The organism is Halalkalibaculum sp. DA384, from assembly GCF_043951955.1.
GTDB lineage: Bacteria > Bacteroidota > Rhodothermia > Balneolales > Balneolaceae > JAMQKA01.
The window spans coordinates 34,637-59,307 of sequence record NZ_JBINJE010000020.1 but is presented as its reverse complement, the minus strand read 5'-3'; the positions used below and the strand labels follow the sequence as shown (position 1 = coordinate 59,307).

Annotated in this window: 23 protein-coding genes and 1 tRNA gene; 19 read left to right on the top strand and 5 right to left on the bottom strand. The window is 49.6% G+C overall.

The window, feature by feature from the left end:
• Nucleotides 1–221: 221 nt before the first annotated feature.
• The 13 genes from ACG2E4_RS12240 to msrB all read left to right on the top strand — a co-directional run bounded on the left by ACG2E4_RS12240 (nt 222) and on the right by msrB (nt 13,636).
• A complete protein-coding gene (locus ACG2E4_RS12240) occupies nt 222–902 on the top strand; it encodes a response regulator transcription factor (RefSeq protein ID WP_395261754.1) in 681 nt (226 codons plus the stop codon).
• Complete coding sequence (locus ACG2E4_RS12235; RefSeq protein WP_395276735.1) at nt 902–2,206, top strand: sensor histidine kinase; 1,305 nt, start codon at nt 902–904, stop codon at nt 2,204–2,206. The genes ACG2E4_RS12240 and ACG2E4_RS12235 overlap by 1 nt, the downstream gene beginning before the upstream one ends.
• Before the next feature lie 353 nt (nt 2,207–2,559).
• Nucleotides 2,560–4,824 (top strand): DUF5916 domain-containing protein, encoded by a 2,265-nt coding sequence (locus tag ACG2E4_RS12230; protein WP_395276734.1) that lies wholly within the window; start codon nt 2,560–2,562, stop codon nt 4,822–4,824.
• A 164-nt stretch (nt 4,825–4,988) separates the two neighbouring features.
• A complete protein-coding gene (locus ACG2E4_RS12225; protein WP_395276733.1) occupies nt 4,989–5,585 on the top strand; it encodes an outer membrane protein in 597 nt (198 codons plus the stop codon).
• A gap of 227 nt (nt 5,586–5,812) precedes the next feature.
• On the top strand, nt 5,813–8,062 hold the full coding sequence (locus tag ACG2E4_RS12220; protein WP_395276732.1) for a RelA/SpoT family protein: 2,250 nt from the start codon (nt 5,813–5,815) through the stop codon (nt 8,060–8,062).
• Between the two features lie 150 nt (nt 8,063–8,212).
• The gene (locus tag ACG2E4_RS12215) at nt 8,213–8,545 is read left to right on the top strand and encodes an HU family DNA-binding protein (RefSeq protein ID WP_395261749.1); all 333 of its coding nucleotides are present in this window, start codon (nt 8,213–8,215) and stop codon (nt 8,543–8,545) included.
• On the top strand, nt 8,546–8,980 hold the full coding sequence (gene ruvX / locus ACG2E4_RS12210) for a Holliday junction resolvase RuvX (protein ID WP_395261748.1): 435 nt from the start codon (nt 8,546–8,548) through the stop codon (nt 8,978–8,980).
• Nucleotide 8,981: 1 nt separating this feature from the next.
• Nucleotides 8,982–9,563 carry a peptide deformylase gene (gene def, locus ACG2E4_RS12205; RefSeq protein WP_395276731.1) on the top strand — a complete coding sequence of 194 codons (582 nt, stop codon included), beginning with the start codon at nt 8,982–8,984 and terminating at the stop codon, nt 9,561–9,563.
• 361 nt (nt 9,564–9,924) lie between these two features.
• Entirely contained in the window at nt 9,925–10,842 is a 918-nt protein-coding gene (gene fmt / locus ACG2E4_RS12200) for a methionyl-tRNA formyltransferase (RefSeq protein ID WP_395276730.1), read from the top strand.
• 251 nt (nt 10,843–11,093) lie between these two features.
• Complete coding sequence (locus tag ACG2E4_RS12195; protein ID WP_395276729.1) at nt 11,094–11,783, top strand: ankyrin repeat domain-containing protein; 690 nt, start codon at nt 11,094–11,096, stop codon at nt 11,781–11,783.
• A gap of 200 nt (nt 11,784–11,983) precedes the next feature.
• On the top strand, nt 11,984–12,985 hold the full coding sequence (gap, locus tag ACG2E4_RS12190; protein ID WP_395261744.1) for a type I glyceraldehyde-3-phosphate dehydrogenase: 1,002 nt from the start codon (nt 11,984–11,986) through the stop codon (nt 12,983–12,985).
• A 71-nt stretch (nt 12,986–13,056) separates the two neighbouring features.
• A tRNA-Pro gene (locus ACG2E4_RS12185) sits at nt 13,057–13,130 on the top strand.
• A 62-nt stretch (nt 13,131–13,192) separates the two neighbouring features.
• The gene (gene msrB / locus ACG2E4_RS12180; RefSeq protein ID WP_395261743.1) at nt 13,193–13,636 is read left to right on the top strand and encodes a peptide-methionine (R)-S-oxide reductase MsrB; all 444 of its coding nucleotides are present in this window, start codon (nt 13,193–13,195) and stop codon (nt 13,634–13,636) included.
• A gap of 64 nt (nt 13,637–13,700) precedes the next feature.
• Here msrB and moeB read toward each other — a convergent pair whose 3' ends face one another.
• From moeB to ACG2E4_RS12160, 4 genes are all read right to left on the bottom strand, one after another.
• A complete protein-coding gene (moeB, locus tag ACG2E4_RS12175; protein ID WP_395276728.1) occupies nt 13,701–14,888 on the bottom strand; it encodes a molybdopterin-synthase adenylyltransferase MoeB in 1,188 nt (395 codons plus the stop codon).
• Between the two features lie 87 nt (nt 14,889–14,975).
• Nucleotides 14,976–15,251 carry a MoaD/ThiS family protein gene (locus tag ACG2E4_RS12170; protein ID WP_395276727.1) on the bottom strand — a complete coding sequence of 92 codons (276 nt, stop codon included), beginning with the start codon at nt 15,249–15,251 and terminating at the stop codon, nt 14,976–14,978.
• Between the two features lie 17 nt (nt 15,252–15,268).
• A complete protein-coding gene (locus tag ACG2E4_RS12165; RefSeq protein WP_395261740.1) occupies nt 15,269–15,709 on the bottom strand; it encodes a Mov34/MPN/PAD-1 family protein in 441 nt (146 codons plus the stop codon).
• An 8-nt stretch (nt 15,710–15,717) separates the two neighbouring features.
• Nucleotides 15,718–16,671, bottom strand: a complete 954-nt coding sequence (locus ACG2E4_RS12160) for a PLP-dependent cysteine synthase family protein (protein WP_395276726.1) — start codon at nt 16,669–16,671, stop codon at nt 15,718–15,720.
• 811 nt (nt 16,672–17,482) lie between these two features.
• On the opposite strand from ACG2E4_RS12160, the gene ACG2E4_RS12155 reads away from it, so the two are divergent.
• The 6 genes from ACG2E4_RS12155 (at nt 17,483) to ACG2E4_RS12130 (ending at nt 22,923) form a co-directional block, all read left to right on the top strand.
• Entirely contained in the window at nt 17,483–18,325 is an 843-nt protein-coding gene (locus tag ACG2E4_RS12155; RefSeq protein WP_395261738.1) for a sulfurtransferase, read from the top strand.
• Nucleotides 18,326–18,361: 36 nt separating this feature from the next.
• Nucleotides 18,362–20,041: an NADPH-dependent assimilatory sulfite reductase hemoprotein subunit gene (locus tag ACG2E4_RS12150; protein WP_395276725.1), complete on the top strand. Its 1,680-nt coding sequence runs from the start codon at nt 18,362–18,364 to the stop codon at nt 20,039–20,041.
• Between the two features lie 17 nt (nt 20,042–20,058).
• Nucleotides 20,059–20,871 carry a uroporphyrinogen-III C-methyltransferase gene (cobA, locus tag ACG2E4_RS12145; RefSeq protein WP_395276724.1) on the top strand — a complete coding sequence of 271 codons (813 nt, stop codon included), beginning with the start codon at nt 20,059–20,061 and terminating at the stop codon, nt 20,869–20,871.
• 15 nt (nt 20,872–20,886) lie between these two features.
• The gene (locus ACG2E4_RS12140) at nt 20,887–21,654 is read left to right on the top strand and encodes a phosphoadenylyl-sulfate reductase (RefSeq protein WP_395261735.1); all 768 of its coding nucleotides are present in this window, start codon (nt 20,887–20,889) and stop codon (nt 21,652–21,654) included.
• A gap of 60 nt (nt 21,655–21,714) precedes the next feature.
• On the top strand, nt 21,715–22,467 hold the full coding sequence (locus ACG2E4_RS12135; protein ID WP_395261734.1) for a bifunctional precorrin-2 dehydrogenase/sirohydrochlorin ferrochelatase: 753 nt from the start codon (nt 21,715–21,717) through the stop codon (nt 22,465–22,467).
• Between the two features lie 120 nt (nt 22,468–22,587).
• Nucleotides 22,588–22,923 (top strand): ferredoxin family protein, encoded by a 336-nt coding sequence (locus ACG2E4_RS12130; protein ID WP_395261733.1) that lies wholly within the window; start codon nt 22,588–22,590, stop codon nt 22,921–22,923.
• A 563-nt stretch (nt 22,924–23,486) separates the two neighbouring features.
• On the opposite strand, the gene ACG2E4_RS12125 is transcribed toward ACG2E4_RS12130, so the two are convergent.
• On the bottom strand, nt 23,487–24,662 hold the full coding sequence (locus tag ACG2E4_RS12125) for a trans-sulfuration enzyme family protein (RefSeq protein ID WP_395261732.1): 1,176 nt from the start codon (nt 24,660–24,662) through the stop codon (nt 23,487–23,489).
• Between the last annotated feature and the right edge of the window lie 9 nt (nt 24,663–24,671).

Below are 24,671 nucleotides of genomic sequence, written 5' to 3'. Positions count from 1 at the left end.
TCTGTATTCTCAAAATATAGTGAATTTCATTGTTGAGACGGTTGATGAAATGTTATGTTGGGCTTTCTCAAAAAGAAATATCCAAAACACGATGAATAGCCGGTATTTGTTAGAATATCAAAAAAGTCCGGGGGCTTGTGCTTGAAATTTAACCCAAAAGATCAATTTTAAAACAGGAAAGCTTCAATTTTGCTTCAAAATAGTTCCTTATAATTCGTTGCATGAAATTATTGATAGTTGAAGATAATAAAGATCTGCTGGACAACATCCTGACCTATCTTGAGAGAGAAGGGTATATATGTGAGGCAGCAACAGACTACGAGCAGGGATTCGACAAGATCATGTCCCACAGCTACGATATCGTGCTGATCGATATTATGCTGCCCGAAGGCAACGGGCTGCAACTGCTGCAGGAACTTAAGTCAGTCAATAAAGAGGCCGGCTCCATTATCATTTCTGCGAAGAATTCACTTGATGACAAAGTCAAGGGACTCGAGCTCGGGGCCGACGACTACCTGACGAAACCCTTTCACCTGTCTGAACTGCATGCACGCATCAAGGCGGTGAACCGTCGTAAAAACCTGGGCGGCGACGAGATCATCCGGGTCAACGAAATTAAGATCAATACCGACACCATGGAAGTGACCGTGGATGGCGAGCCGGTAGATCTGACGCCAAAAGAATATGACCTGCTCGTTTATTTTTCAGCCAATAAAAACCGGGTGCTTTCAAAGCAGACCATCGCCGAACACCTGTGGGGAGACTATGTAGATCATCTTGACAACCTGGATTTTGTGTATCAACATATTAAGAACCTGCGCAAAAAAATGGTGAATGCCGGTGCGGGCGACTACATCGAATCTATTTACGGAATTGGATATAAATTTAAGATCGCACCCTGATGAAGCTGGTAAACAAATTTATTTTGATATACCTCCTGGTCACAATAATTGTGCTTTCGGCCGGGGGAATTATCTCATACTACCTTATTAAGGATGAGATCGACACCGAGCTTCGCTGGCGGTATATGGACCGCATCAACCGGGTCAGTTACCTGATTGAAGAGGGGCGCGGCCAGGATTTTGGATTCGACAGCACCCAGGTGGTCGAAAAGTTTCAAGACCGCAACCTGGTGATCAAGGAGCTGGAGGACCGGGTGGAAGAACGGGTTATCGCCTCCGACACCATGGCATGGCACCCGCACCTGAAGCGGATGGAGCATAATGTTAAAGTTTCGGCCTACCGCAATATTGACGGACGATCCTACTTTATTTCCACCTGGGGCGGGCTGGTAGAATCGGATGATATCATTGAAGCGGTAGTGAAAACGCTTTTATGGATCCTGGGACTGCAGGTCGTGGGTGCAGTGGGCGTAGGATTTCTGGTTTCAGGGCGGCTGTTCAAACCGTTCCGCGACACGCTGGAAAAGATCAGGGATTTCAAGCTTCACCAGCGCGAACCGATTGAGGCGGAGGAGACCAGCATCAAAGAGTTTGATGAGCTGAACCGATTTGTTAACGCCATGACCACCAAGGCAATTTCAGACTACCAAAACCTGAAGGAATTTGCTGAAAATGCCTCACATGAGCTGCAGACGCCGCTTTCTATTGCACAGGGGAAACTGGAGCTGCTGACCGAGACCGATCTCAATTCGGAGCAATTTAAGTACGTGGAATCGGCACAGTCGGCCATCCGAAAACTTTCCAAGCTGAGTGAGTCGCTGGGATTACTTACCAAGATAGAAAATCATGAATTCAGCAATTCCCAAAAGGTAAACTTTACAAAGCTGGTCAAAGACAGCCTGGATACGTTTGATGAGTTGATCACCTTAAACGGGGTCAGCGTCACATCCGAGCTGAATGAAGAGGTGGAAGTGCGGATGCACCCGGTATTGGCGGATATACTCTGGACCAACCTGTTTCAAAATGCGATAAAACACAATGTGACCGGGGGCGGCATCGATATCAGCCTCAATAACGAGCGTCTGCTTATTTCCAATACCGGCAAGCCGCTGAAGGTCGATCCCAGTGACCTCTTCAAACGGTTTAAAAAGGCGGATCAAAGCACCAGTTCCATCGGACTGGGCCTCTCCATTGTCAAGAGGATCGCCAACCAGTCCAACCTCGATATCTCTTACACCTATACTGACGAGGATCATCTTCACACGATCCGGGTGGATTTCCCCACCAATGATGAAAGTCAGTAACCCGTATTTCTGCAATTATCCAGGTTGTACTCTCGTAACCTGTTGGCAACCAGTTCGTTGTAAGATATTTAAACTGTTCACCAAGTCGCCGGCCGACGAAGGGTTGAGCTCTTTTGCAACCATGTAATTCTCCATGAGGTATGAGGGTGTACAGAGTATCAACCGATCCGCCGGATAGCCCCTGAACTTGTGATTCATATTGTTATATTCCCGTCGAAATATTTGTTACCAACAGGGAAATTCTCCCATACTTGCAATACGCAAAAAAGCGGGTATGCCTCAAAGGAGAATTTAACTTTAACATTAATCTCAAAAAAACAGGCGGCTTACGGCCATTTAAGATCAAGGAATTTATGGGATTATTCAGGAAATTTGGTGAATGTCAGCTAACGAATTATCTGTATCCGGTACTGCTGTTATGGTTTCTGCCTACGGTTTTATGCGCGCAGGACAACCAGCAAAAAAAGGAAATTGAAGCTCATCAACTGGAGTCGGATGCCGATTTTGTGTTCGATGGCCATGTAAATGAAGATTTTTGGCACCGGATTGAACCCGCTTCGGGATTTCGACAGCAGGAACCCAACGAGGGAGCAGCCGCAACCGAGCGTACTGAAGTGCGGATCGCCTACGACGAGGAGTATTTGTATCTCGGGGTGATTTTATATGACAGCAACCCCTCGGGGATCAAAGCGTACCAGAAGAGACGGGATGTGCGCATCGTTTCTGATGAACGTTTTACCTGGATTTTTGATACGTTTAACGACCAGCGGAGTGCCTACTTCCTGGAAATAAATCCGAACGGCTTGCGCACCGACGGGTTGATTAGCACCGGTCAGGGCAACGAAATCAACCTGAACTGGGACGGTATCTGGGATGCCCGGACCGTGATCGGGGAATTTGGCTGGTCGGCAGAAATCAGAATTCCGTTCCGGACCTTTAATTTTGATGCCGACAGCGACCGCTGGGGGGCTAACTTCATGCGGGTGATACGCCGTAAAAATGAAACGGCACTCTGGACCGGCCATCGCAGAAACCAGGGGATCGACCGGCCGCAGAACGCCGGGGTCCTAACCGGATTGAAAGGGGCTTCCCAGGGTTTGGGCCTGGAGGTCGTACCGTTTGGAATTGTAAATACCAGCGAAGAACGGTTGCCCGGCGGCAGTGGAACCGATACCGATACCAACGTGGATGGCGGCTTCGACGTTAATTACAGTATTACTCCCAGTCTGAAAGCATCAGTGACATTTAATACCGATTTTGCGGAAGCGGAAGTAGACCAGCGGCAGGTGAACTTGACCCGCTTTCCACTGCAGTTCCCCGAACAGCGCGACTTTTTCCTGGAGGGGGCCAATATCTACGAATTTGCCCCCTCCAGCAGGGTGAACCCCTATTTCAGCCGGCGAATTGGCCTGCAGGACGGAGCGCCGATCCCGATCACCTACGGGGCCCGGGTTCTGGGCAATGCAGGAAATTACAACATGGCGCTGCTGCATGTGCGAACCGGGCAGAAGGGTTCGGTAAAACCGGAAAATTTTTCGGTGGCACGCATAAAGCGAAATGTCGGTTCAGAAAGCACCGTCGGAATGATTTACACCCGCCGGTCAACCCAGGAGAGTGAATCGCTGACCCCGGCGCTGCGAGACCGGCACACCCTGGGCGTGGATATGGAACTGGGGACCTCGAACTTCAGGGGAAGTGACAACCTTCAGTTTCAGGCCTTTTTTGTGTTTCACAACTCTCCCTATCTCGCAGATGACGGCACCAATATTTGGGATCGCTCCTCCAGGGGATTTCGGCTGAACTACCCGAATCAACCCTGGGCGGGCCATGTATCCTACCGCGAATTTGGCCGCGCATTTGAACCCGCGGTAGGCTTTACCCCGCGCAACGCCTTCCGGCGGCTGCAACCCTCGGTCGAATATTCACCGCAGTTTACCGAGAGCGACCTGGTCCAGCAGATCGACTGGGAATTCCGGTTTGAGCATCTGACTGATCTCGATTTTGAGCTGCTCACCCAGGAACACCGGCTTACGCTGTTCGACATCACATTTATGACCGGCGATGTGCTGGAGTTTGATGTGGCCCGCAATTTTGAGCGCCTGGAAGAACCATTTGATATCAAGCGGGATGGATCCATTGTTATTCCGGTGGATGAATATGTGACCTGGAGCGCCGAAGCGGCCCTGGAAACGGCTTCATACCGCAGGGTTTCTGCCGAATTGAACTTTTCAAGCGGGGGCTTCTGGTCCGGCACTCAAACCGAATACGGGGGGGAGATAACGGTGCGTCCATATCCGGGAATTGAGCTGGCGCCGGAGTATATTCGTACCGATGTGGATCTTGCCCAGGGGAACTTTTCAACGGACCTGTTCCGGTTTGAGGCCAATATTGATTTGACGACCTCTCTTTTTATAACCAGTAATATCCAGTATGACAACCTGAGCGACCGGCTGGCTATGAACAATCGCCTCCGCTGGATCATCACGCCGGGTTCCGATATGTACCTGGTGTACAATCACAGCTGGATCGGCGACCCGATGGATCGCTTTTTACGCCAACAGTTCCAAACGCTCCAGCGAGCGGGGGCCATAAAGGTGAGCTATACGCACCGTTTTTAAACCGGTGGTTCCCTTTATTTATGCCGGGTTTCCATAACAAAAAAAGTCGGGAACGCGGCCTTCCCTGTGCCGTTTAAATATTTGGAAATCTAGCTTAGTGAACTTAAACTAACGCAAAATCATTAGTACCCATGATACCAATTTTAAATAAGGAGAATATATCTATGGATAACATAAAGAGAGTACTGACAGTCTTGGCCGGCGTATTGCTTATCAGCTCGATGGTTCCGCAGAACGCAGAAGCCCAGTGGGGAATCGGGGCTTCGTATGAAGTAAGGGATGAGGAACCTCAGAACGGTTTTGGGGTGCGCATTGAACGCGGAATTTTAAACAAATTACCGATTGTTCAGCTGGGACTCCGTGCCCACTTCAGCAATTTCAGCGAAGAAAACCAGGTGGACTACCAAAACAGGACCGGCTCGTTCAGCCAGGAGATCAAGGACTATGATTTTGGACTGACAGCCCTGGGCGGGGTCTCCGTCGGATTCCTCAAGCCATACGTGGGGGTGGGGCTTGGCTCCAATACGGTTGATATGGATGTGCCGGACGACGCCTCTGTAGAAGCGGTAGAGGAGAGCAGCTTATACTGGAACGCACTGGTTGGCGCTGAAGTGAGTGCCATTCCCCTGTTGAAACCGTTTGTGGAATATCGTTACACGAATGTTAACGAGGATTTTTTCGAGGATGCCCGTGACATGAACGTGCCGGCCCCCTCATCTTCCAACGGGAGAATTATTTTTGGCGTGCTGTTACAATTTTAGACGGTTTCCAACATTTACCGGGGGGCGGACGTTATCTACTACGTCCGCCTTTTTTGTATCATCCCGCATGACTGCGAGGGGATTTGAACAAGCAGGGCCATTGGCAAGACCTGTGTAGAAAGGCGCAGACTCAATTGGTATTTAAACGGATAGATGGTTTAATTAAATTCTTGAAAGACGTTCATTGTTGTACAACTATAGAAATGAGATAGAAGAGTCGATTATAGATGTCTGAGGTCAAAACGACATATAGCCAGGATCTGGATGCATACGAGCTGGATCCCGCACAGCAGGATGATCTGGATCAGCTGCTGGAGCTTTGTCACCAGCATATCGAATCCACCGACGACCAGATGGTGACCAAGGCATTCAAGCTCTGCTACCTCTCGCACAAAGGGGTAAACCGGGCCTCGGGTGAGCCTTTTTACTACCACCCGGTGTCGGTTGCCAAAATTGTGGCCTCCGAGATCAATATTGACGATGTATCGGTTGCGGCCTCTCTTCTGCATGACACGGTTGAAGATACCGAGGTTACCCTCGACGATATTGAACGGGAGTTCGGGGAGGTGGTGGCTCACCTGATTGACGGCGTCACAAAGATTTCAGGCGTATTCAAGAGTCGCGATACCAAGCAGGCCGAGACGTTCATGAAGCTTCTGTTGTCGATGGCCGAAGATCTGCGGGTGGTGCTGATCAAGTTTGCCGACCGGCTCCACAACATGCGCACAATCCAGCATCTGCCACGAGAAAAGCAGCTCAAAATCGCAACTGAAACCCGGGAGCTCTATGCTCCGCTGGCTCACCGGTTTGGCCTGTTCAATATCAAGAGCGAACTTGAAGATCTCTGTTTCAAGGTTATAGATCCCAACTCGTACAAGTTTATCGCCCGCAAGCTGAGGGAGAAGAAGGAGGCGCGGGAGGCGTTTATCGAAGAGTTTATGCAGCCTATAGAAGAGGAGCTGGCCAAAGAAGGATTTAAATTTGAGATCAAAGGGCGCCCCAAGCATATTTATTCCATCTTCAAGAAGATGCAGCGGCAGCAGAAGCCGTTTGAGGAGATTTATGACCTGTTTGCAATACGGGTAATTTTGGAGGATCCGCATAAGAAAGAAGATTGCTGGAGGGTCTATTCCATTATTACAGACTGGTATACTCCCATCCCCAAACGTTTTCGGGATTTTATATCGGTGCCCAAGGCCAACGGGTACCAGTCGCTGCACACCACGGTGATCACTAAAACTGGCCGCAAGGTAGAGGTGCAGATCCGTACCCGTAAGATGGATGACATTGCTGAACGGGGGCTGGCCGCCCACTGGAAGTACAAGGAGGGCAAAGATGGTTCAGAAACCCTCGACAAGTTTGTGCACTGGGTGCGGGATGTGCTTGAAAATCCGCGTCCGGACGAGGCCAAGGAGTTCGTAAAAGATTTTCAGCTCAATCTCTACCAGGATGAAATCTACGTGTTTACCCCGGACGGGGAGCTGCGTACCCTGCCACAGGGTGCGACCCCGATCGATTTTGCTTTTGATATTCACAGTGAGGTTGGCGAACGGGCCATGGCGGCCAAAATTAACGGGAAAATGGCCCCGTTGCGGCAAAAGCTGGAGATAGGTGACCAGGTTGAAATTATTACCGGCAATAAAATCAACCTGAATCCCGACTGGATTAATGACGTCGTCACACATAAGGCGAAATCGCGCATTCGCCAGTACATCAAGCAAAAAGAGCGCAAAGTGGCGGAAGAGGGCCGCGAATTGTGGGAAAAACGGGCTGAACGGGGCAACATCGAAATTAATGAACAGGAACTGATGCGTGTGGCCCACAAGCACAACTTTGATACCACCCAGAAGATGTTTTACGAGATCGGCCGGGGCCTGTTCGATGTAAACGAGCTGTATGATACCGCTAAACAGCTTACCAGCAAGGGACGTATTGAAGAGGATGAAAAGGATACTCCCGAACAGCGGCCTCTGAGCGAAGAGGAGATCCAGGAAACATATTTTAGTGCGGCCCGTTCGGTTAGTGACAGTAAATCACTGGTTATAAACGGCGAGTTAACCGATGTCAAATATTCGTATGCCAACTGCTGCAACCCCATTCCCGGCGACGACGTGATCGGATTCATAAGTCGTGACGGGGATGTTAAAATACACCGTTCCAACTGTAAAAATGTGCATCATCTTATACAAACTGACGGAGAACGCGTAGTGGATGTGGCATGGGCCAAAAATATCGATACGAAATTTCTCGGCGCTGTGAAGATTATCGGTGAAGACCGGGTCGGACTTGTCAACGATTTGACAGACGTGGTTTCCAAGTCACTCAAGACAAATATGCAAAGTATAAACGTCAGCAGCGACAGCGGAATGTTTGAAGGATTACTTACCGTGTATGTAGATGATATTGAACATCTTGATAAGATTATCTCGAAATTACTTAAAGTGGAGGGGGTTAAGAGCGCGTTCAGATATGAATAAATTCTAATGATTTTCGGGATATTTCCCCGCGATTTTATTTTTATATCTGTAGTAAAAACAATAAGTTTCCTCTCGTTTTTTTAAAAATATTAGAAAAAATTAAAAAACGAACTAAATACTAACTCCGGAAATCTTGACCGATTTTTAATCATGATTACATACACAAAAAGAGATCTTGTTCGTCGAGTGGCTGAAGATATGGACGAGCCGATGGTTCAATCTGAACCATGGGTGGAGGCTGTACTGGTGGCAATTCGAGAGACTATGATGAAAGCTGACCCTGAATGCAGGATTGAATTGAGGGATTTTGGTGTTTTTGAGGTAAAGAAAACCAAGGCCAAACCCAAAGCTCGCAATCCCAAAACGAATGAGGTTATTTACGTACCCCCTCATCGCAAAACACATTTTAAACCCAGCAAGTTGATGAAGGAATTTCTGAAGCAACCGCTGGAAGAAGAGGAACCGGAAGAAGCCGAAGGCTAAGTGTTGACAGAATACGGTAGAATAATCGGAATAGATGTAGGAACGAAGTGTACCGGGCTTGCCCGCACGGATTTATTGCGCACAAGTGCCAACCCCATCGGTACCTATGACAGTCGCCAGGTTTTTGATGAACTGGAGCGGCTTATATACAGCAAGGATGAGCAGGTGATTAAACTGGTGGTCGGCTGGCCGCTGACACCTGATGGCAATGAAGGAAATGCTACCGAGCGTGTTGAAAAGTTTATCACCAAGCTGCGTACACGATTCCCCAATATAGATATCGAGAAAATGGACGAGCGGTACACCTCCAAGGAAGCGGTCCAGGCGATGATCGAGGCGGGTGTCCCCAAGATGAAGCGTCGCGAAAAAGAGCGGATCGATCAGGCGGCGGCCGCCATTATACTGCAAAAATACCTTCAAGTATCGGAGTACTGATATGGCAATTTTACCAATCGTCACATATGATGATGATATTCTTCGGGAGGAGGCCCAGCCGGTTGCTGAAGACTCCGAAGAGCTGCAAACGCTGGTCGATGATATGTTTGAAACGATGTATAATGCGGACGGAGTGGGCCTTGCGGCTCCCCAGGTTGGCAAGCTGTTGCGGGTATTTGTAGCGGATGTGGACCCCATGATAGAGCAGGATGAACGGGATATCCCGAAATACGGACCGCTCGCCATGATAAATCCCGAAATCGTTGAAACCAGTGCGGAGGAGCTCGAAATGGAGGAGGGCTGCCTGAGCATACCGGGCGTCAATGCCGCCGTAAAACGAGCAGCCCGTATAAAAGTCCGTTATTTGGATCGCGATTTCAAAGAGCAGGAGCTCGACCTGGACGGGTGGCCCGCGCGGGTGGTACAGCACGAGAAAGATCATTTGGATGGCGTGCTGTTCCTGGAACACCTTTCTTTCTTCAAGCAAAAGCTGCTGAGTGCCAAGCTCAATGAGATTGCAAAAGGGCAAAAGGAGACCGAATACCCCCTGGCACCCAAAACGCAGCTCCGGGAAAAGGGATAAACGCCTTCCGACAGTGAACCTGCCTCATCCCATCCCGAATGATGCCTGACCGTGGAGCCGCCCCGGGCATATCATAAGGTTCGTGAAACAAAAATGTGAAGATGGCCAGATCTGTCACTCCTTCTTAGATTGCGCTCTATAATTATTTGAAAAACGATCCGGTCCAGAATTTCGAAAATGTCGAAATTGAGCAAAAACACGGTTTTGCAAAATTTTCTTAAAGGGATCTTTACAGAACCTGCTATTTTGCTGGGAGGTGGCTTACCACCGACCGTATCGACCTTTTAAACGGGAGTACAACTCCCTCAGAACGAGGAATTGAGGATTATTGTAAAATCTTCTTAAAATAAATAAGTGACCAATGCGAATAGTGTTCATGGGATCCCCGGAGTTTGCCCTTCCCAGCCTTGAAAAACTTCATGCTTCGGCACACGAAATAGTGTCGGTGGTCAGCAATGTGGACAAGCGGCGCGGCCGGGGGGGAGGGGCCAGTCCCACTCCCGTAAAGGCGCGGGCTCTGGAAATGGGTCTGCCGGTGATTGAAGTTCAGGACCTGTCGGCGCCCTCTTTTGTTCAAGAGCTGCAGACCCTGAATGCTGACCTGTTTGTGGTTGTGGCCTTTCGCATTCTTCCCCCCGCTGTTCTTGACATTCCAGCGAAGGGGGCGATCAACCTGCATGCTTCCCTGTTACCCAAATACCGTGGAGCAGCGCCTATTCACTGGGCGATCATCAACGGGGAGGAGGAGACCGGGTGCACCGTTTTTTTCCTGAATGAAAAGGTTGATACCGGGCGCATCATCAAGCAGGAGCGCACGCCGGTGGGTATCAATGAAACGACGGGAGACCTCTATGAAAGACTCAAAGTTCTGGGTGGCGATCTTTTGCTGGAGACGGTCAATGAAATCGAAAACGAAACCTACAGTACAGAGGTCCAGGACCACAGCAAGGCCACGCCGGCCCCGAAGTTGCATACAGAAGACTGCCGGGTCAATTTCAAAGAGCCGGCGATCAAGGTGCACAACAAGATACGCGGTCTGAGCCCGTTCCCAACCGCCTGGGCAGAACTGGATGATCTGAAATTTAATATGTACCGGTCTGAGCTGGGGCCGGATAACGAGTCGCTAAAACCCGGAGAGCTCCGGATGGTTAAAGACAAGCTGCTTGTTGGATGCGACGACGGCACGGTGGAGCTTAAGGAGGTGCAAATTGCAGGCAAACGCCGGATGAGCGGCAAAGATTTCATGAACGGTTACAGCGGAATAGGTGTACTACACTAGTGAACGATCTCCTGACCGAATAGGGCAAATATCCGGGGATATAGCCGCGGATATTCGTATCGTAATCCGTTTTTAGTGAGAGAAAAAAGACTGACGCGGGTTTATTCCCTTTGATGAAGGAAAAACACGAGTTTTGACACGGTACAATTTTTTTGGATTCTATTGTATTCTGCTTGACTAATTACCCAGATATTTGGATATACCTGTCGACTTGTATTACCGCATAAAATTGATACTAAATTTTGTTTATTATGGCACTTTCACCACTACTTCAGGCCGCGAAAGAAGGCAATTTATCCCAGTTGAAAAAAAGGTTGAGTGAAGGAATAGATATTAATGAAACCAGTAAAAATGGTTCCTCAGCCTTGATTTTGGCCGCCCAGGAGAACCAGGCTGAAATCGTCAGGTACTTGTTGGAGAACGGGGCCGATCCCAACCTGTCGACTTCCATGGGGGCGACGGCGCTGAACCGGGCGGCGGAGAACGGCAATATTGAGATCCTGCAACTGCTGCTTGATCACGGCGCGGAAGTAGTGGGAGGGGTACCTCTGGTTGTGGCGGCACGTGAAGGGCATCTAAAAGCTGTGAAACTGTTAGTTGAGCATGGTGCGGATGTCAACGCCAGGCAGCGATGGGGGCAAACCGCGCTCATGCAGTCTGCGCGAGAAGGCCACTCAATGATTGTCAAATTTTTAATTGAGAAGGGGGCCAACGTAAGGCTGCGCGACCGAAATGGAGATACTGCGCTGTCTATTGCGCTGGATAACGACCAGCAGGAAATTGCCAACCAGCTCAAGAGGGCGGGGGCTACCGAGGTCAACAAAAGAGTGAATGCCGGAAACCCGGATGACGGGGAAGATGATGAGGATGTTGCGTCCGACTTTGAGGATATCCTGGATGACGACACAATGCCCGGGGATGTAGACCTGGATGATGAATGACACCACCTCTTTCTGGTGTTGGAACCTGCTGTGAATTAATGTAAAAGCGGGGAACCGACCAATTTGTAATACAAAATAGTTATTGAAAATTGAACAATGGAATGATACTTTTCGACCGACTTGCACGGAAAGGATATTGATTGTAATGATTTACTCAGGAAACGAACCAAGAATAAAGGATAAGAAAGGTTATACTATTTATGGCTAAAACTAAGGTAGGAATTAACGGATTTGGACGCATCGGGCGCCTGGTGGCTCGTTCTATACTGGCCTATCACGAAGATGAAATTGAAATTGTGGGCATTAATGATCTGACCGACGCGAATACGTTGGCCCACCTTTTCAAATACGATTCGGTTCACGGAACTTATCAGGGCGAAGTAAGTGCCACCGAAGACAGTATTACGATTGATGGGCACAAAATTGGAATTTCTTCTGAACGCAATCCCGCAGATCTGAAATGGGATGAGCGCGGAGCGCAAGTGGTGGTTGAATCCACTGGTTTTTTCCGTACCAAGGAAGACGCCTCAAAACACCTGGAGGCCGGGGCTGAAAAAGTAATTATCTCTGCACCTGCCCGCGGCGGTGATGTTAAAACCATCGTGCTCGGCGTCAATGACGATGAGATCAACGACGATACCAAGGTGTTTTCCAACGCCAGCTGTACCACCAACTGCCTGGCGCCAATGGCCAAGGTACTCAACGACAGCTTTGGTCTGACCAAGGGATTTATCACAACTATTCACGCCTACACCAGCAGCCAGCAGATTGTTGACGGTCCGCACAAAGACCTTCGTCGTGGCCGAACTGCCGCGCACAACATTGTGCCAACCACCACCGGAGCGGCCAAGGCGGTCGGGCTCGTACTTCCCGAGCTGGACGGCAAGCTGGACGGCAGCGCGGTCCGCGTTCCAGTGCCGGATGGATCACTGACAGATTTTACGGCAACCCTGGAAAAAGACGTGACGGTTGAAGAAATTCACGAGGCGTTCAAAGCTGCTGCCGAAGGACCGATGAAAGGGGTGCTGGAGTATACCGAGGAGGAGTTCGTCTCAACGGACATTCTGGGTAACCCGCACTCATGCATCTATGACAGTGGCTTTACCAAGGCCGAAGGAAACCTGGTTAAGCTCCTCGGATGGTATGACAATGAAGCTGGATATTCCGCCCGAACAGCTGATTTGATTACCAAAATCAGTTAATTTAATTTTCTTTACTGGTGCGGCAAACTCGTGGAGTGGGCCGCACCTACTACATATATCGTTATTTAGATCGGGACGTAGCGCAGTCCGGTAGCGCACTTCGTTCGGGACGAAGGGGTCGCTGGTTCAAATCCAGTCGTCCCGACTAATCATACAAGGTCAGGCTTTCGGGTCTGGCCTTTTCTTTTACAATGTAACCCTGGTATCATGATCGATTGGAAAAAAATACACAGCTACGCCCTGAAGGGAAGTCCTGAACCGCCGCGCCGTGTGGAGAAAACGGAAGAAGAGTGGAGGGAACAGCTTTCTGAAGAACAGTTCATGGTTACCCGGAAGAGCGGTACCGAAAAGCCATTTTCCGGTGAATACTGTGAATCGCACAGGCCGGGACTGTACGCCTGTGTCTGCTGCGGTACGGAGCTGTTCGATTCTACCGAAAAGTTTGATTCAGGAACCGGCTGGCCGAGTTTTACTGAGCCCGTTGTAGACAATGTGGTTCGCTACGAAGAGGATAACAGCCACGGCATGCACCGTATAGAAGTGCTCTGCAATGTTTGTGATGCCCACCTCGGCCACGTTTTTCCAGATGGACCGGAACCTACCGGCTTGCGATACTGCATAAATTCGGCCTCTCTCAAACTGGTAGAATAAAAAGTGCGACGCACCTTTACGGTACGTCGCACATGTGGTAAAGCATATAAAAATAGTAGTATGCTTAATATTGCGGCACGCTTTCATCAATCTCCTCAGACCAGGCCAGGATACCGCCTTTTAGATTATAAAGGTTGTCGAAACCGTATTTCTCCCTGAGTTTTTTGATCGCATCTGCGCTGCGCTGACCGCTGCGGCAGTGTACCACGACTTTCTTTTGGCGATCGATTTTGTCAGCCTGGTCAAGAATATGATCCAGGGGGATCAGCTCGCCGCCGATTTCCGCAATTTCTGCTTCATACGGTTCGCGCACGTCAATGAGTTGGACGTCCTCCCCGTTGTCAACCCAAGACTTGTATTCGGCGACGGTTACTTCCGGTACTTCAGATTCCTGCTGCTCATCTTCCTCTTCACCCAGCGGCGGCAGCCCGCAGAACTCCTGGTAGTCGATCAGTTCCGTAATTTCGGGATCGTCTCCGGTAAGAGGATTATCCGGGTTTTTCTGCACTTTTACAGTGCGGGTGCTGAAATTGAGCGCATCAAACAGAAACAACTTTCCGGCAAGAGGCTCACCAATACCGGTAATTACCTTGATTACCTCGCTGGCCTGTATACAACCGATGATGCCGGGCAGCACTCCCAGAACTCCGGCTTCCGCACAGCTGGGCACCAGGCCGGGAGGCGGAGGTTCAGGAAAAAGGTCGCGGTAATTGGGTCCGCGGTTCCCCTCCTTGTCCAGGTAATTAAATACGGAAACCTGGCCTTCAAACTGAAAGATGGAACCGTGCACGTTGGGTTTGTCCAGCATAACACAGGCATCATTTATCAAATACCGGGTGGGGAAATTGTCCGTGCCGTCGGCTATAACATCGTAATCTTCGATAATTTCGATCGCATTGTCGCTTGTTAGGCGCGTTTCATGCACGTTGATGGTGATATGGGGATTAATCTCCCGGAGGCGCTCTTTGGCGACCTCCACCTTTTTACGTCCAACATCAGACGCACCAAACAGCACCTGACGGTGCAGGTTGCTCGCTTCAATAACATCAAAATCCACAAGGCCGATGGTACCTACGCCCGCGGCTGCCAGGTACTGCAGCATCGGGGCTCCGAGTCCACCGGTTCCGACTGCCAGCACGCTGGCGGCTTTTAATTTTTTTTGTCCCTCCATGCCAAATTCGGGGATGGAGAGATGCCGGCTGTAGTGCCCCAGCTCTTCTGGTGAAAATTCCATGTTTTGCCAGTCTTTCATAGCGGTTATTTCCTTAATCCTTCAACTCACAGTTTGTAAATAGTAGCAAATTCAGTAATCAGCATTCCCGGTTTATCGATTCATGATTCAACAACCGCCCGCGATAGCGGGAACAATACTGATTTCGGTATCCTTGGCCAGTTCAACAGAGCCGTTTTCATTGGGATCGACTTCATCATCTCCGATATAGACCTTGATGAATGAGCGGACATTCCCGTCATCATCCAGCAGATTGCTTTTTACATCGGGATATTCTTCTATAAGCTGTTGTATGGCACCCGAAAGTGTATCCTCGGTTGTGATGAAACTGCGATTTTGGTCAGTAAATTTTCGCAACGGGGTTGGAATTATAATCTTAGCCATGATTGAACATCAGTTTTTTAAGTTATCTGGTTTTCTTTAGTCTCGTGAATTTCAACAGTTTCTTCCTCAAACTGACGCGAATCGTTCAGTTGCCAGGACCGCGTATTTTCCGCTTCTCCTTCCCTGACAGAAACAATGATATAGGAAAAATAGGGCATTGCCACTTTACGGTCGTGCTCGGAGGGTTCGGCCGGATGATCGGGATGAGAATGGTACACCCCCAGCAGATCCAGGTCGTTGTTAATGGCAAAACGTTCGGCATCGCGATAATCTTTTGGGTCTATTTGAAAGCGCCGGCGTTGATCTCCCTCCCGGGCATTGTTGACTCGTTGGGCCAGCGTAATCTTACGCACACTGTCTTCGCGTCCGTAGAAGAACCCGCAACACTCGTTGGGATAATATTCTTCTGCATGCTCCAGCATTTCGTTTAACGCAGTTTGTTCTATAACGACCTTCATTCGATGTATTATTGCTGTTTGAATAGTTGATTCATGACTTCACCATATTTGCTGCCGTCATCGGGAAAGATAGTTACAATGACTCCCTCATCCAGCTCTTCTGCAAGGTCCAGCGCCCCGGCAAGATTGGCCGCAGAAGACGGGCTTATAAGCAATCCCTCTTTACGGGCTACCATTTTGATGATTTCGTGTGCTCGTTCAGTAGGGACAGTGCGCATCTGGTCGGCAACCGAATCATCATAAATACCCGGCGTATGGGCTGTTTCAAGATGTTTCCAGCCTTCCAGTCCATGCATGGCCAGTTCCGGTTGCAGGCCGATCAGTTCGATTTTACTGTTGTACTCTTTTAGGCGCCGTCCGGTACCGGTAAATGTACCGGTCGTGCCGAGTCCGGCAACAAAATGGGTGACCTCATATCCAGACTGTTCGAGAATTTCGGGTGCGGTGGTATAGTAATGAGACTTCCAGTTGCTCGGGTTGCTGTACTGGTCGGCGTAATAATATTTTTCCGGTTCCTCCTCAAACAGGGCCTCGGCGATTTCCTGCGCTTCGTCGGTACTGCCGGTACGGGAAGTGTATTTGATGTTTACCCCCAGTGCCGTAAGGATCTGCTTGCGTTCCTCTGAAGCGTTTTCAGGCAGGCACAACGTCACAGGAATACCCAGGGCGGCCCCGATATGTGCATAGGCGATACCGGTATTTCCGCTGCTGGCATCAAGCAGGTGTTTATCCGGCGTTAAATCGCCTCTGCGTATGGCATCCCGTACAATGCGATACGCGGGACGGGCCTTGACACTGCCTCCGAATTGCTGCCACTCCAGCTTGGCAAATACCTTGACGTCGGTATTTGGATTGACATTGGAAATAGGGAACAGGGGGGTACCCCCGATAAAGGAGCTCAGCTTGTCACTGCGTTGACCGAGATCTTTGTCTGAGTGTTCTAGTAATTTCAGAGCGTTCATAATTAAATCAAGTTGTTGCTAATTTATTGCCAGAATTGCTAAATACAGGTTCCTGCGTCCACTGCTCCGTGGAATCTGATGTTGTTACCGGTAATTGTGGATGGAAAATGCAGGGCAGAGTCTATTCCGGTAACGAGATACAACAACAGCAACAACAACACGCGCAGTGATTACGTGGCTGAAGGAGGGAGAATAATTTGTTCTGTACTGTTGTCACTGTATCCATAATTATTTTGCTGACATTTTATAATGTCAGATTGCGTTAAAAGTAAGAAAAAAAAAGATATATACAATGGGTAAAACCGGTGGTAAAGACCAGATCGGTAGTTATTGCTTTATTGAATCAATTGCCTGCATGCAGTTTTGATGCCATAAACATGGCAATATCATTCAAAAGAGCGTAACAAAACTCCCGAAAACAGTAACGATGGGTTAAAAAAAATCGTTCAAATGGGTACCGGAGTGGGCAACGCGTGTAAAATTTTAAAAATTAATGTTGATTTATACCGGCAGGGTTGTTATCCTAGGCTTGCAGATAAGCAAAGACCTAATTTTTTTGCAAATGAGTTCACAAAATTACATTCACAACTTTTCAGTACGCGCACAGATGGACATCTGCTGTAGCTGTTGTTGTATGAATACTGCAAAAGGTAGTGGATGTAATATGCTTACATAGGTGTAAAGAAACTGAACCAAAGCCCACTACCTGAAGCAGGTGGTGGGCTTTTTGTTTGCTGCCCCTCCATCCTGCTTCAAACGGGTTTTGTGAAATGGCAATTCAACCCTAACTAATAAAACAGATAAATCAATCATGTCAGAAGTATTAACTAATAGTAAAGTACTCGTATCAACCGATTGGGCCGCCGACCATCTTAACGATGAAGGTGTCCGTTTCGTAGAAGTGGATGTTGATACGGAAGCGTATGAATCGGGACATATTCCCGGAGCCGTAGGATGGAACTGGAAAGAGGAGCTGCAGGATCAACTGCGCAGAACGATCGCTTCAAAAGAGGATTTTGAAGCACTGTTGCAGAATTCCGGCGTATCCAATGACACTACGCTGGTGCTCTACGGAGATAACAATAACTGGTTTGCCGCGTGGGCTTACTGGCTGCTCAAATATTACGGCCACGAAGATGTAAAAATTCTCGATGGCGGCCGTAAGAAGTGGGAAGCTGAGGATCGCGAACTTACGACGGAGGTTCCGGAGTATGAGAAAGCAGACTACACCATTACCGGTGCCAAAGAGGAATACCGTGCATACCGTGACGATATCAAGGAGCAGCTCGAAAGTGATAACTTCGGCCTCGTGGATGTACGCTCACCGGATGAATTCCAGGGCAAAATTCTGGCACCTCCGGGTCTGAATGAGCTTTCGCAGCGAGCGGGCCACATTCCGGGCGCTTCCAATATTCCCTGGTCAAAAGCGGTAAATGAAGATGGTACCTTCAAGAGCAAGGAAGAGCTGAAGGAGATCTACGAAAACGAAGGCATAACGCCAGATAAGGATATTGTAGCTTACTGCCGCATTGGGGAACGCTCGGCTCATTCCTGGTTTGTACTCAATGAGCTGCTCGAATATCCGAATGTAAAAAACTACGACGGGTCATGGACCGAGTGGGGCAATCTTATTGATGCTCCGATTGAACGGTAACCATAACTTGCTTTTAAACAGATAAGAACATCCTTTATGCCAAGACGAAAAAAGACAAAAAGTAAGATTGAGGTCATAAAGGAGAACAGCGATTATCTGCGGGCGCCTCTTGCTGAAGAAGTGGGAAACGATTCTTCCCACTTCGGCAAGGAGGCTATCCAGGTGCTGAAATTTCACGGCACCTACCAGCAGGATGATCGCGATCTCCGGGAAGGCAGAGACCGCCATTATATCTTTATGATCCGCGGCCGGCTGCCCGGCGGCAAAATGACCGCTGACCAATATCTGGCTATCGACGACATAGCTGATAATTACGCCGATGGCACCCTGCGTGTCACGACACGACAGGCCTTTCAACTCCACGGCGTAATAAAACAGGAGTTAAAAGAGACGCTGCAGGAGATCAACAATTCGCTCATCACCACCCTGGGGGCCTGTGGCGATATTGTGCGGAATGTAATGGCCACGCCCGCCCCCGATATCGACGGGCGGCAAAAAAAGGTGCAGGATTTTGCCGATGAACTTTCTGATATTCTTCTGCCCGCCAGCAAGGCCTATCACGAGGTGTGGCTGAATGGAGACAAGGTCTATTCCGGGAAGGAAGAGGTTGAGGAGAAAGAGCCGCTCTACGGCCACAGCTACCTTCCCCGAAAATTCAAGATCGGGATTGCACTGCCGCGTGATAACAGCGTTGACATCTATACCCAGGATATCGGCCTGGTCGCCCTCTTCGATGACCGTAATGAAATTGAAGGGTTTAATATTACAGTCGGAGGCGGCATGGGCATGAACCACCGCAAGGAAAATACATTTCCGCGCCTGGGAGATGATCTCGGGTATGTTCCCAAAGAGAAGGTGGTCGAGGTTGTCAAGGCGATTATCGGCATCCAGCGGGATCACGGCAACCGGAAGAATCGCAAGCAGGCCCGCATGAAGTATCTTATCCACAAATGGGGGCTGGATAAATTTGAAGAGGAGCTGGTATCACGCCTCGGGTACGAGCTGGAACCGTTCCGCGAGCTTCCCCCGTTTGATCTCGACCTTTATCTCGGGTGGAATCAACAGTCGGATGGCGATTGGTTCCTGGGGCTTTCCATTGAAAACGGCCGTATAAAAAATGACGGCGCGCTTCAGTTGAAAACGGCGCTCCGAAAAGTGGTCCGAAAATATAACGCCGGGGTTCGCTTGACGCCCAACCACAACGTAATACTGACCGGCTTTGACGAGGACGAAAAAGAAGAGGTAGAAGATATTTTTCACGATCACGGGGTTCTGCTGCACGATGAAATTGCCAACGTGATCAAATATTCGATGGCCTGCCCGGCACTGCCTACCTGTGGATTGGCCATCACCGAATCTGAACGCGCGCTTCCCGATATTATCCGGGAGCTGGATAGCGTGCTGCAGGAACTCGGCCTTGAGGAGGAAAAGCTTTCCGTACGCATGACGGGATGCCCCAACGGTTGTTCCCGTCCTTATGTAGCCGATATCGGCTTCGTGGGTCGTTCCCTCGACAAATACACGATCTTTATCGGCGGGAATCCCGAGGGAACCCGGTTGAATAAGGAGTACAAGGACTTGGTAGACCGCGAAAACCTGGTCGACGAAATCCGTCCATTGCTGAAGCACTTCAAAGAAAACCGGTCCAACGGTGAAACCTTCAGCGATTTCTGGAACCGGGTTGGGATAGAGGAAACCGAACAAGTTCCCGCATAACATGAATAGATTTAATTATGAGTGAACAAAAATACCCGGCGTACGGCAAAGTTTATCTGGTGGGAGCAGGCCCGGGCGATCCGGAACTGATCACGGTGAAGGGCTCCAACATTTTACAGGAGGCCGATGTGATTGTCTACGACCGCCTGGCCAACCCGGAACTGCTTTCCATCACCTCTGAGGAATCAGAGCATATCTACGTGGGCAAGAGACCGGGTAAACCCTCAGTTTCTCAAAAACAGATCAACCATATTCTGGTGACCAAGGCACGTGAAGGTAAAAAGGTGGCGCGACTGAAGGGGGGAGACTCCTTCGTTTTTGGTCGCGGCGGTGAAGAGTGCATCGCTCTTAAGGCAGCCAATGTTCGATATGAAGTGGTGCCCGGAATCAGTTCGGCCCTGGCCGCCCCGGCCTATGCCGGCATCCCGGTGACCCATCGCAAGGTGGCCCGTTCATTTACGGTGGTCACTGGCCACACAATTAAGAAAAGCGATTCTTTTGAGAACTGGTGCCACCTGGTCAATTCCGACACCCTTGTTATACTGATGGGAATGCGAAATTTGCATAAAATCGCCGAACAACTGGTCCGCCTGGGACGGAGCGAAGATACCCCGGTGGCTGTCATCCAGAACGCCACATACGGCGATCAAAAAGTAGTCAGGGGCACGCTGGAAACTATAGCAGAGGAAGCAGAGGGGTTGTCTTCCCCAGCCACAATTGTTGTGGGCGAACTGGCTTCCCAAAGCAGAGAGCTGAGCTGGTTCCAGGCCGATACCGGAGAAACAGGCGTTGCCAGGGAAGATCACATTCTTACAAATTTTGCAGGATAACCAACAACTAATGCAATGCAGGATTTAAAAGAGCCGATAACATTTTTACAACAGAATTTAACGCAGGAACTGCTAGATAACCTCAACCAGCAGTTCGAAGAGGCCAGTCCCGACCGGATACTTTCCTGGGGTTTTCAAACCTTTGGTACGGAGATGGTATTGGGTACGGGATTCGGCCCTTCGGGAGTATTCCTGATCGACCGGTTGCAACGAACCGGTATCGATATACCGATTTTTTACCTGGATACCCACCTGTTTTTCGAGGAAACATATGAGTTGCGGGACCGGCTGGAAGCCCGGTACAACATCGACATAACGCGGGTGAGTACCGACCTGTCGCTGGATGAGCAGGCCGAGCTCTACGGCGAAGAGCTCTGGAACCGGAACCCCAACCGCTGCTGCTACCTTCGAAAGGTGCGTCCCCTGCGTAACTACCTTTCAGATAAGAAGGCCTGGGTAACCGGGGTACGCCGCAGCCAGTCTGAAACCCGCAAGCAGACGAACGTGGTGGAATGGGATCCGGAAAATGAAGTGATCAAAATCAACCCGCTGGCCAACTGGACCGCCGACGAGGTGTGGAGCTATATCAACACCCGCGGGCTGCCCTATAATCCGCTCCACGATGACGGGTACCCCAGCATCGGCTGTATTCCATGTACACAACCGGTGGATGCCGAAGAGGAAGAAGATGAACGCGCGGGCCGGTGGAACGGTTCGGAGAAGACTGAGTGCGGCATCCATCTTCCGACCCAGAACTATAATAAAAGTATGACCGGTTCCTGATGGCATTACACCGATGAAGGTGGAAAAATAAAGACCTCTTTCGGCACATGCGATCCCCGGGTGAGTATTTTATATACCGCTCGGGGACGTATTTTGTATGAACAGCAATCACAGTTTACACCGCATAATCCCATGAAAATGTTCCCGATTTATCTGCGCCGGCTTGATGAACGAAAAACCGTACTCATCGGCGGAGATGAGGAAGCAGAAGAGAAGGTGGAACAGCTCCTGGAGCGTGACGCAAACCTGACGGTGATCAGCCCGCATATTACGGACAGGATGAAACAGCTTGCGGAACAGGAAAAGTTTACCTGGTTGGATCGCGAATACCGGGAGGGCGATCTTGAGGGGGCGTTCATGGCGATCGTCGCAGAGTATGAGGGGAACCTCAACGAACGCGTGTACAACGAGGCGGTTGAGCGGGATATCCTCGTCAATGTGATGGACGACTTGCCCCATGCCAACTTTGCATTTGGATCGATTGTACGGCAGGGACCGTTAACAATTTCTATTTCCACCAGCGGTGCGGCTCCCGCCCTGGCGGTGCGGCTCCGGCAGCGTTTTGAAGAGGAGTTTGGACCGGCGTATGGTCATTTCCTGAAGTTTACGCAGCGCCTGCGCAAGCCGATGGCGAAGGCGCATCCCGATTTTGAGTCCCGCAAAAATATATGGTATGCGTTGATCGATTCCGATGTTATTGAGTATTTTCGCTCGGATCAGCTTTTAAAAGCCTATGAGGAAACGGCACGTATTGTTGGAAGAGATGTAGTCGATGAGGCTTTAAAAGTGGAAAATACGCTCAAAGAAGATTAGATTAACCCATCAGTTTTTTTCGTTTTCAGAACATAAATTTGTAAACCTGTGTGCAGTTTCTGACGATATCATGCTGCATGTGGAAAGAAAATAATCTTAAAAAGATAATTATTACAAAGCATGGCTTATATAGTAGCTGAACCCTGCATTAATTGTAAATACACCAACTGCGCGGCGGTGTGCCCGGTCGATGCATTTCGTGAGGGCCCCAACTTTTTGGTTATCGATCCTTTTGAATGTATCGATTGCGATGCCTGTGTGCCGGAGTGTCCCGTAGAGGCGATCTATCCAGATGATGAGCTTCCAATGGAATGGGAGCACTATATTGATCTGAATGACAAACTGTCTGAAGAATGGATGGATCACCTGATCAACGAGACCACTGACCCGCTGCCGGATGCGGATGAGTGGGCGGAAAAGGAAAAGACGGTGGACATGATCGAAGACTGGGATTAACAGTTGAGAGACCCGGTTATACATTTCGTATCTTGACCGAATTATCCTGTATGAGATTTAAAACCCATCGGACGGCAATGAGCTGCTCGATGGGTTTGTTATATGAAAGAAGGTTTTAAAACCAGGAGTTTTATTCAGGCCAACGCCTGAGCATTTTTAAAACCGCAGTTTATAAGTCCATAAATGAGGATCTCGAATCCAGAAAAATGCTAAAACCGGGCCAGAAAACGATTTTCTAAAGTCCTCTACCAGGCGTTTAAAGAGAGTCCTAATTATATTAACCTGGGTTCGATATAACTTTCAGTTTTAACATTGCTTTTTGGGGCAGGCCTTTATTCTCCCCATCAGGGGAGCATCGCCCAAGGCGGGGGGGGTATTCTCTATTTTAGAGGTACAGCTCCCACCCCAATCGCTAAAGCCTAAACCCACGTCACGCTATTGGCCACCCTTCAAGGAGAGACTGTTTTTTTTGCCATTCCAAGGTAACCAGGCATTCTGGTTGACATAAATATGTCGAACTCAGGTTGTATCAGGCAAATAGAGTACAGTTGCCTGTGCCTGCTTTACATACTGAGAGCATTTTCTACATCCTCAATAATATCCTCGATATCTTCCAGACCCACTGCGATACGTACCAGGCCGGGCGTGATGTTTACAGCGGCTCGTTCCTCATCGGTCAGCTTGGAATGCGTGGTGGATGCCGGGTGCGTGGCGATAGTCCGTGTATCGCCCAGGTTGGCGGAAAGTGACAGCATCTCCAGGTTATCAAGGAAGCTTTTAGCTCGCTCATAGCCACCCTCGATATTAAAGGCAACAACCCCGCCACCGGCGCTCATCTGTTTTTTGGCCAGCTCGTACTGCGGATGACTTGGCAGGAAAGGATATTTTACCCACTCCACATCCTGGTGGCCTTCAAGAAATTCGGCCAGGGCAAGAGCATTGGAGCAGTGGCGGTCCATGCGGGCGGGCAGCGTTTCAAGGCTTTTGGAAAACAACCAGGCATTAAACGGAGACATCGCCGGACCCGAATGGCGCGTAAAGTTTTCGATCTCATCGATATACCGGGATTTGCCGACGACAGCGCCCCCAATAGCCCGCCCCTGACCGTCAATGAATTTTGTGGCTGAGTGCACGACAATATCTGCACCATAGACCATCGGTTTTTGCAGGTAAGGCGTGGCAAAACAGTTATCTACAATCGTAATCAGGTTATGCTGTTTGGCCAGCTCGCAGGCCCACTCCAGGTCGATCAGGTCGAGCCCCGGATTCGAGGGGGTCTCCAGGAAAAGAACGCGTGTATTGTCCCTAATGAGCGATTCCCATCCATCGGGGTTGTCGATATCGGCGTAGGAGTGGCTGATGCCCCAGCGCGGGAAAATTGAGTTTAGAATCTGGTGACTCGAGCCAAACAGGGAGCGACATGCAAGCAGGTGATCATCCTGGTCGAGCAGAGCTGCCAGGCTGGAGAAGACAGCCGCCATGCCCGAAGCGGTGGCAATGCCGCTTTCGGCCTCCTCCATGTTGCACATCTTGGCGATAAACTCATTGGTATTGGGATTGGAGTAGCGGCTGTAGACGTTGCCTTCCATTTCGTTGGCAAACAGGGCCCGAGCGTGTTCCGCTGAATCAAATATAAAACTCGAAGTCATGAACAGGGGAGTAGAGTGCTCCCGCTGCTCACTTCGTTCCGTTTGGGTGCGTATCGCCTTGGTGCCGGTTTTTTTGGTAGAGTCTGACATAAAAAGAAT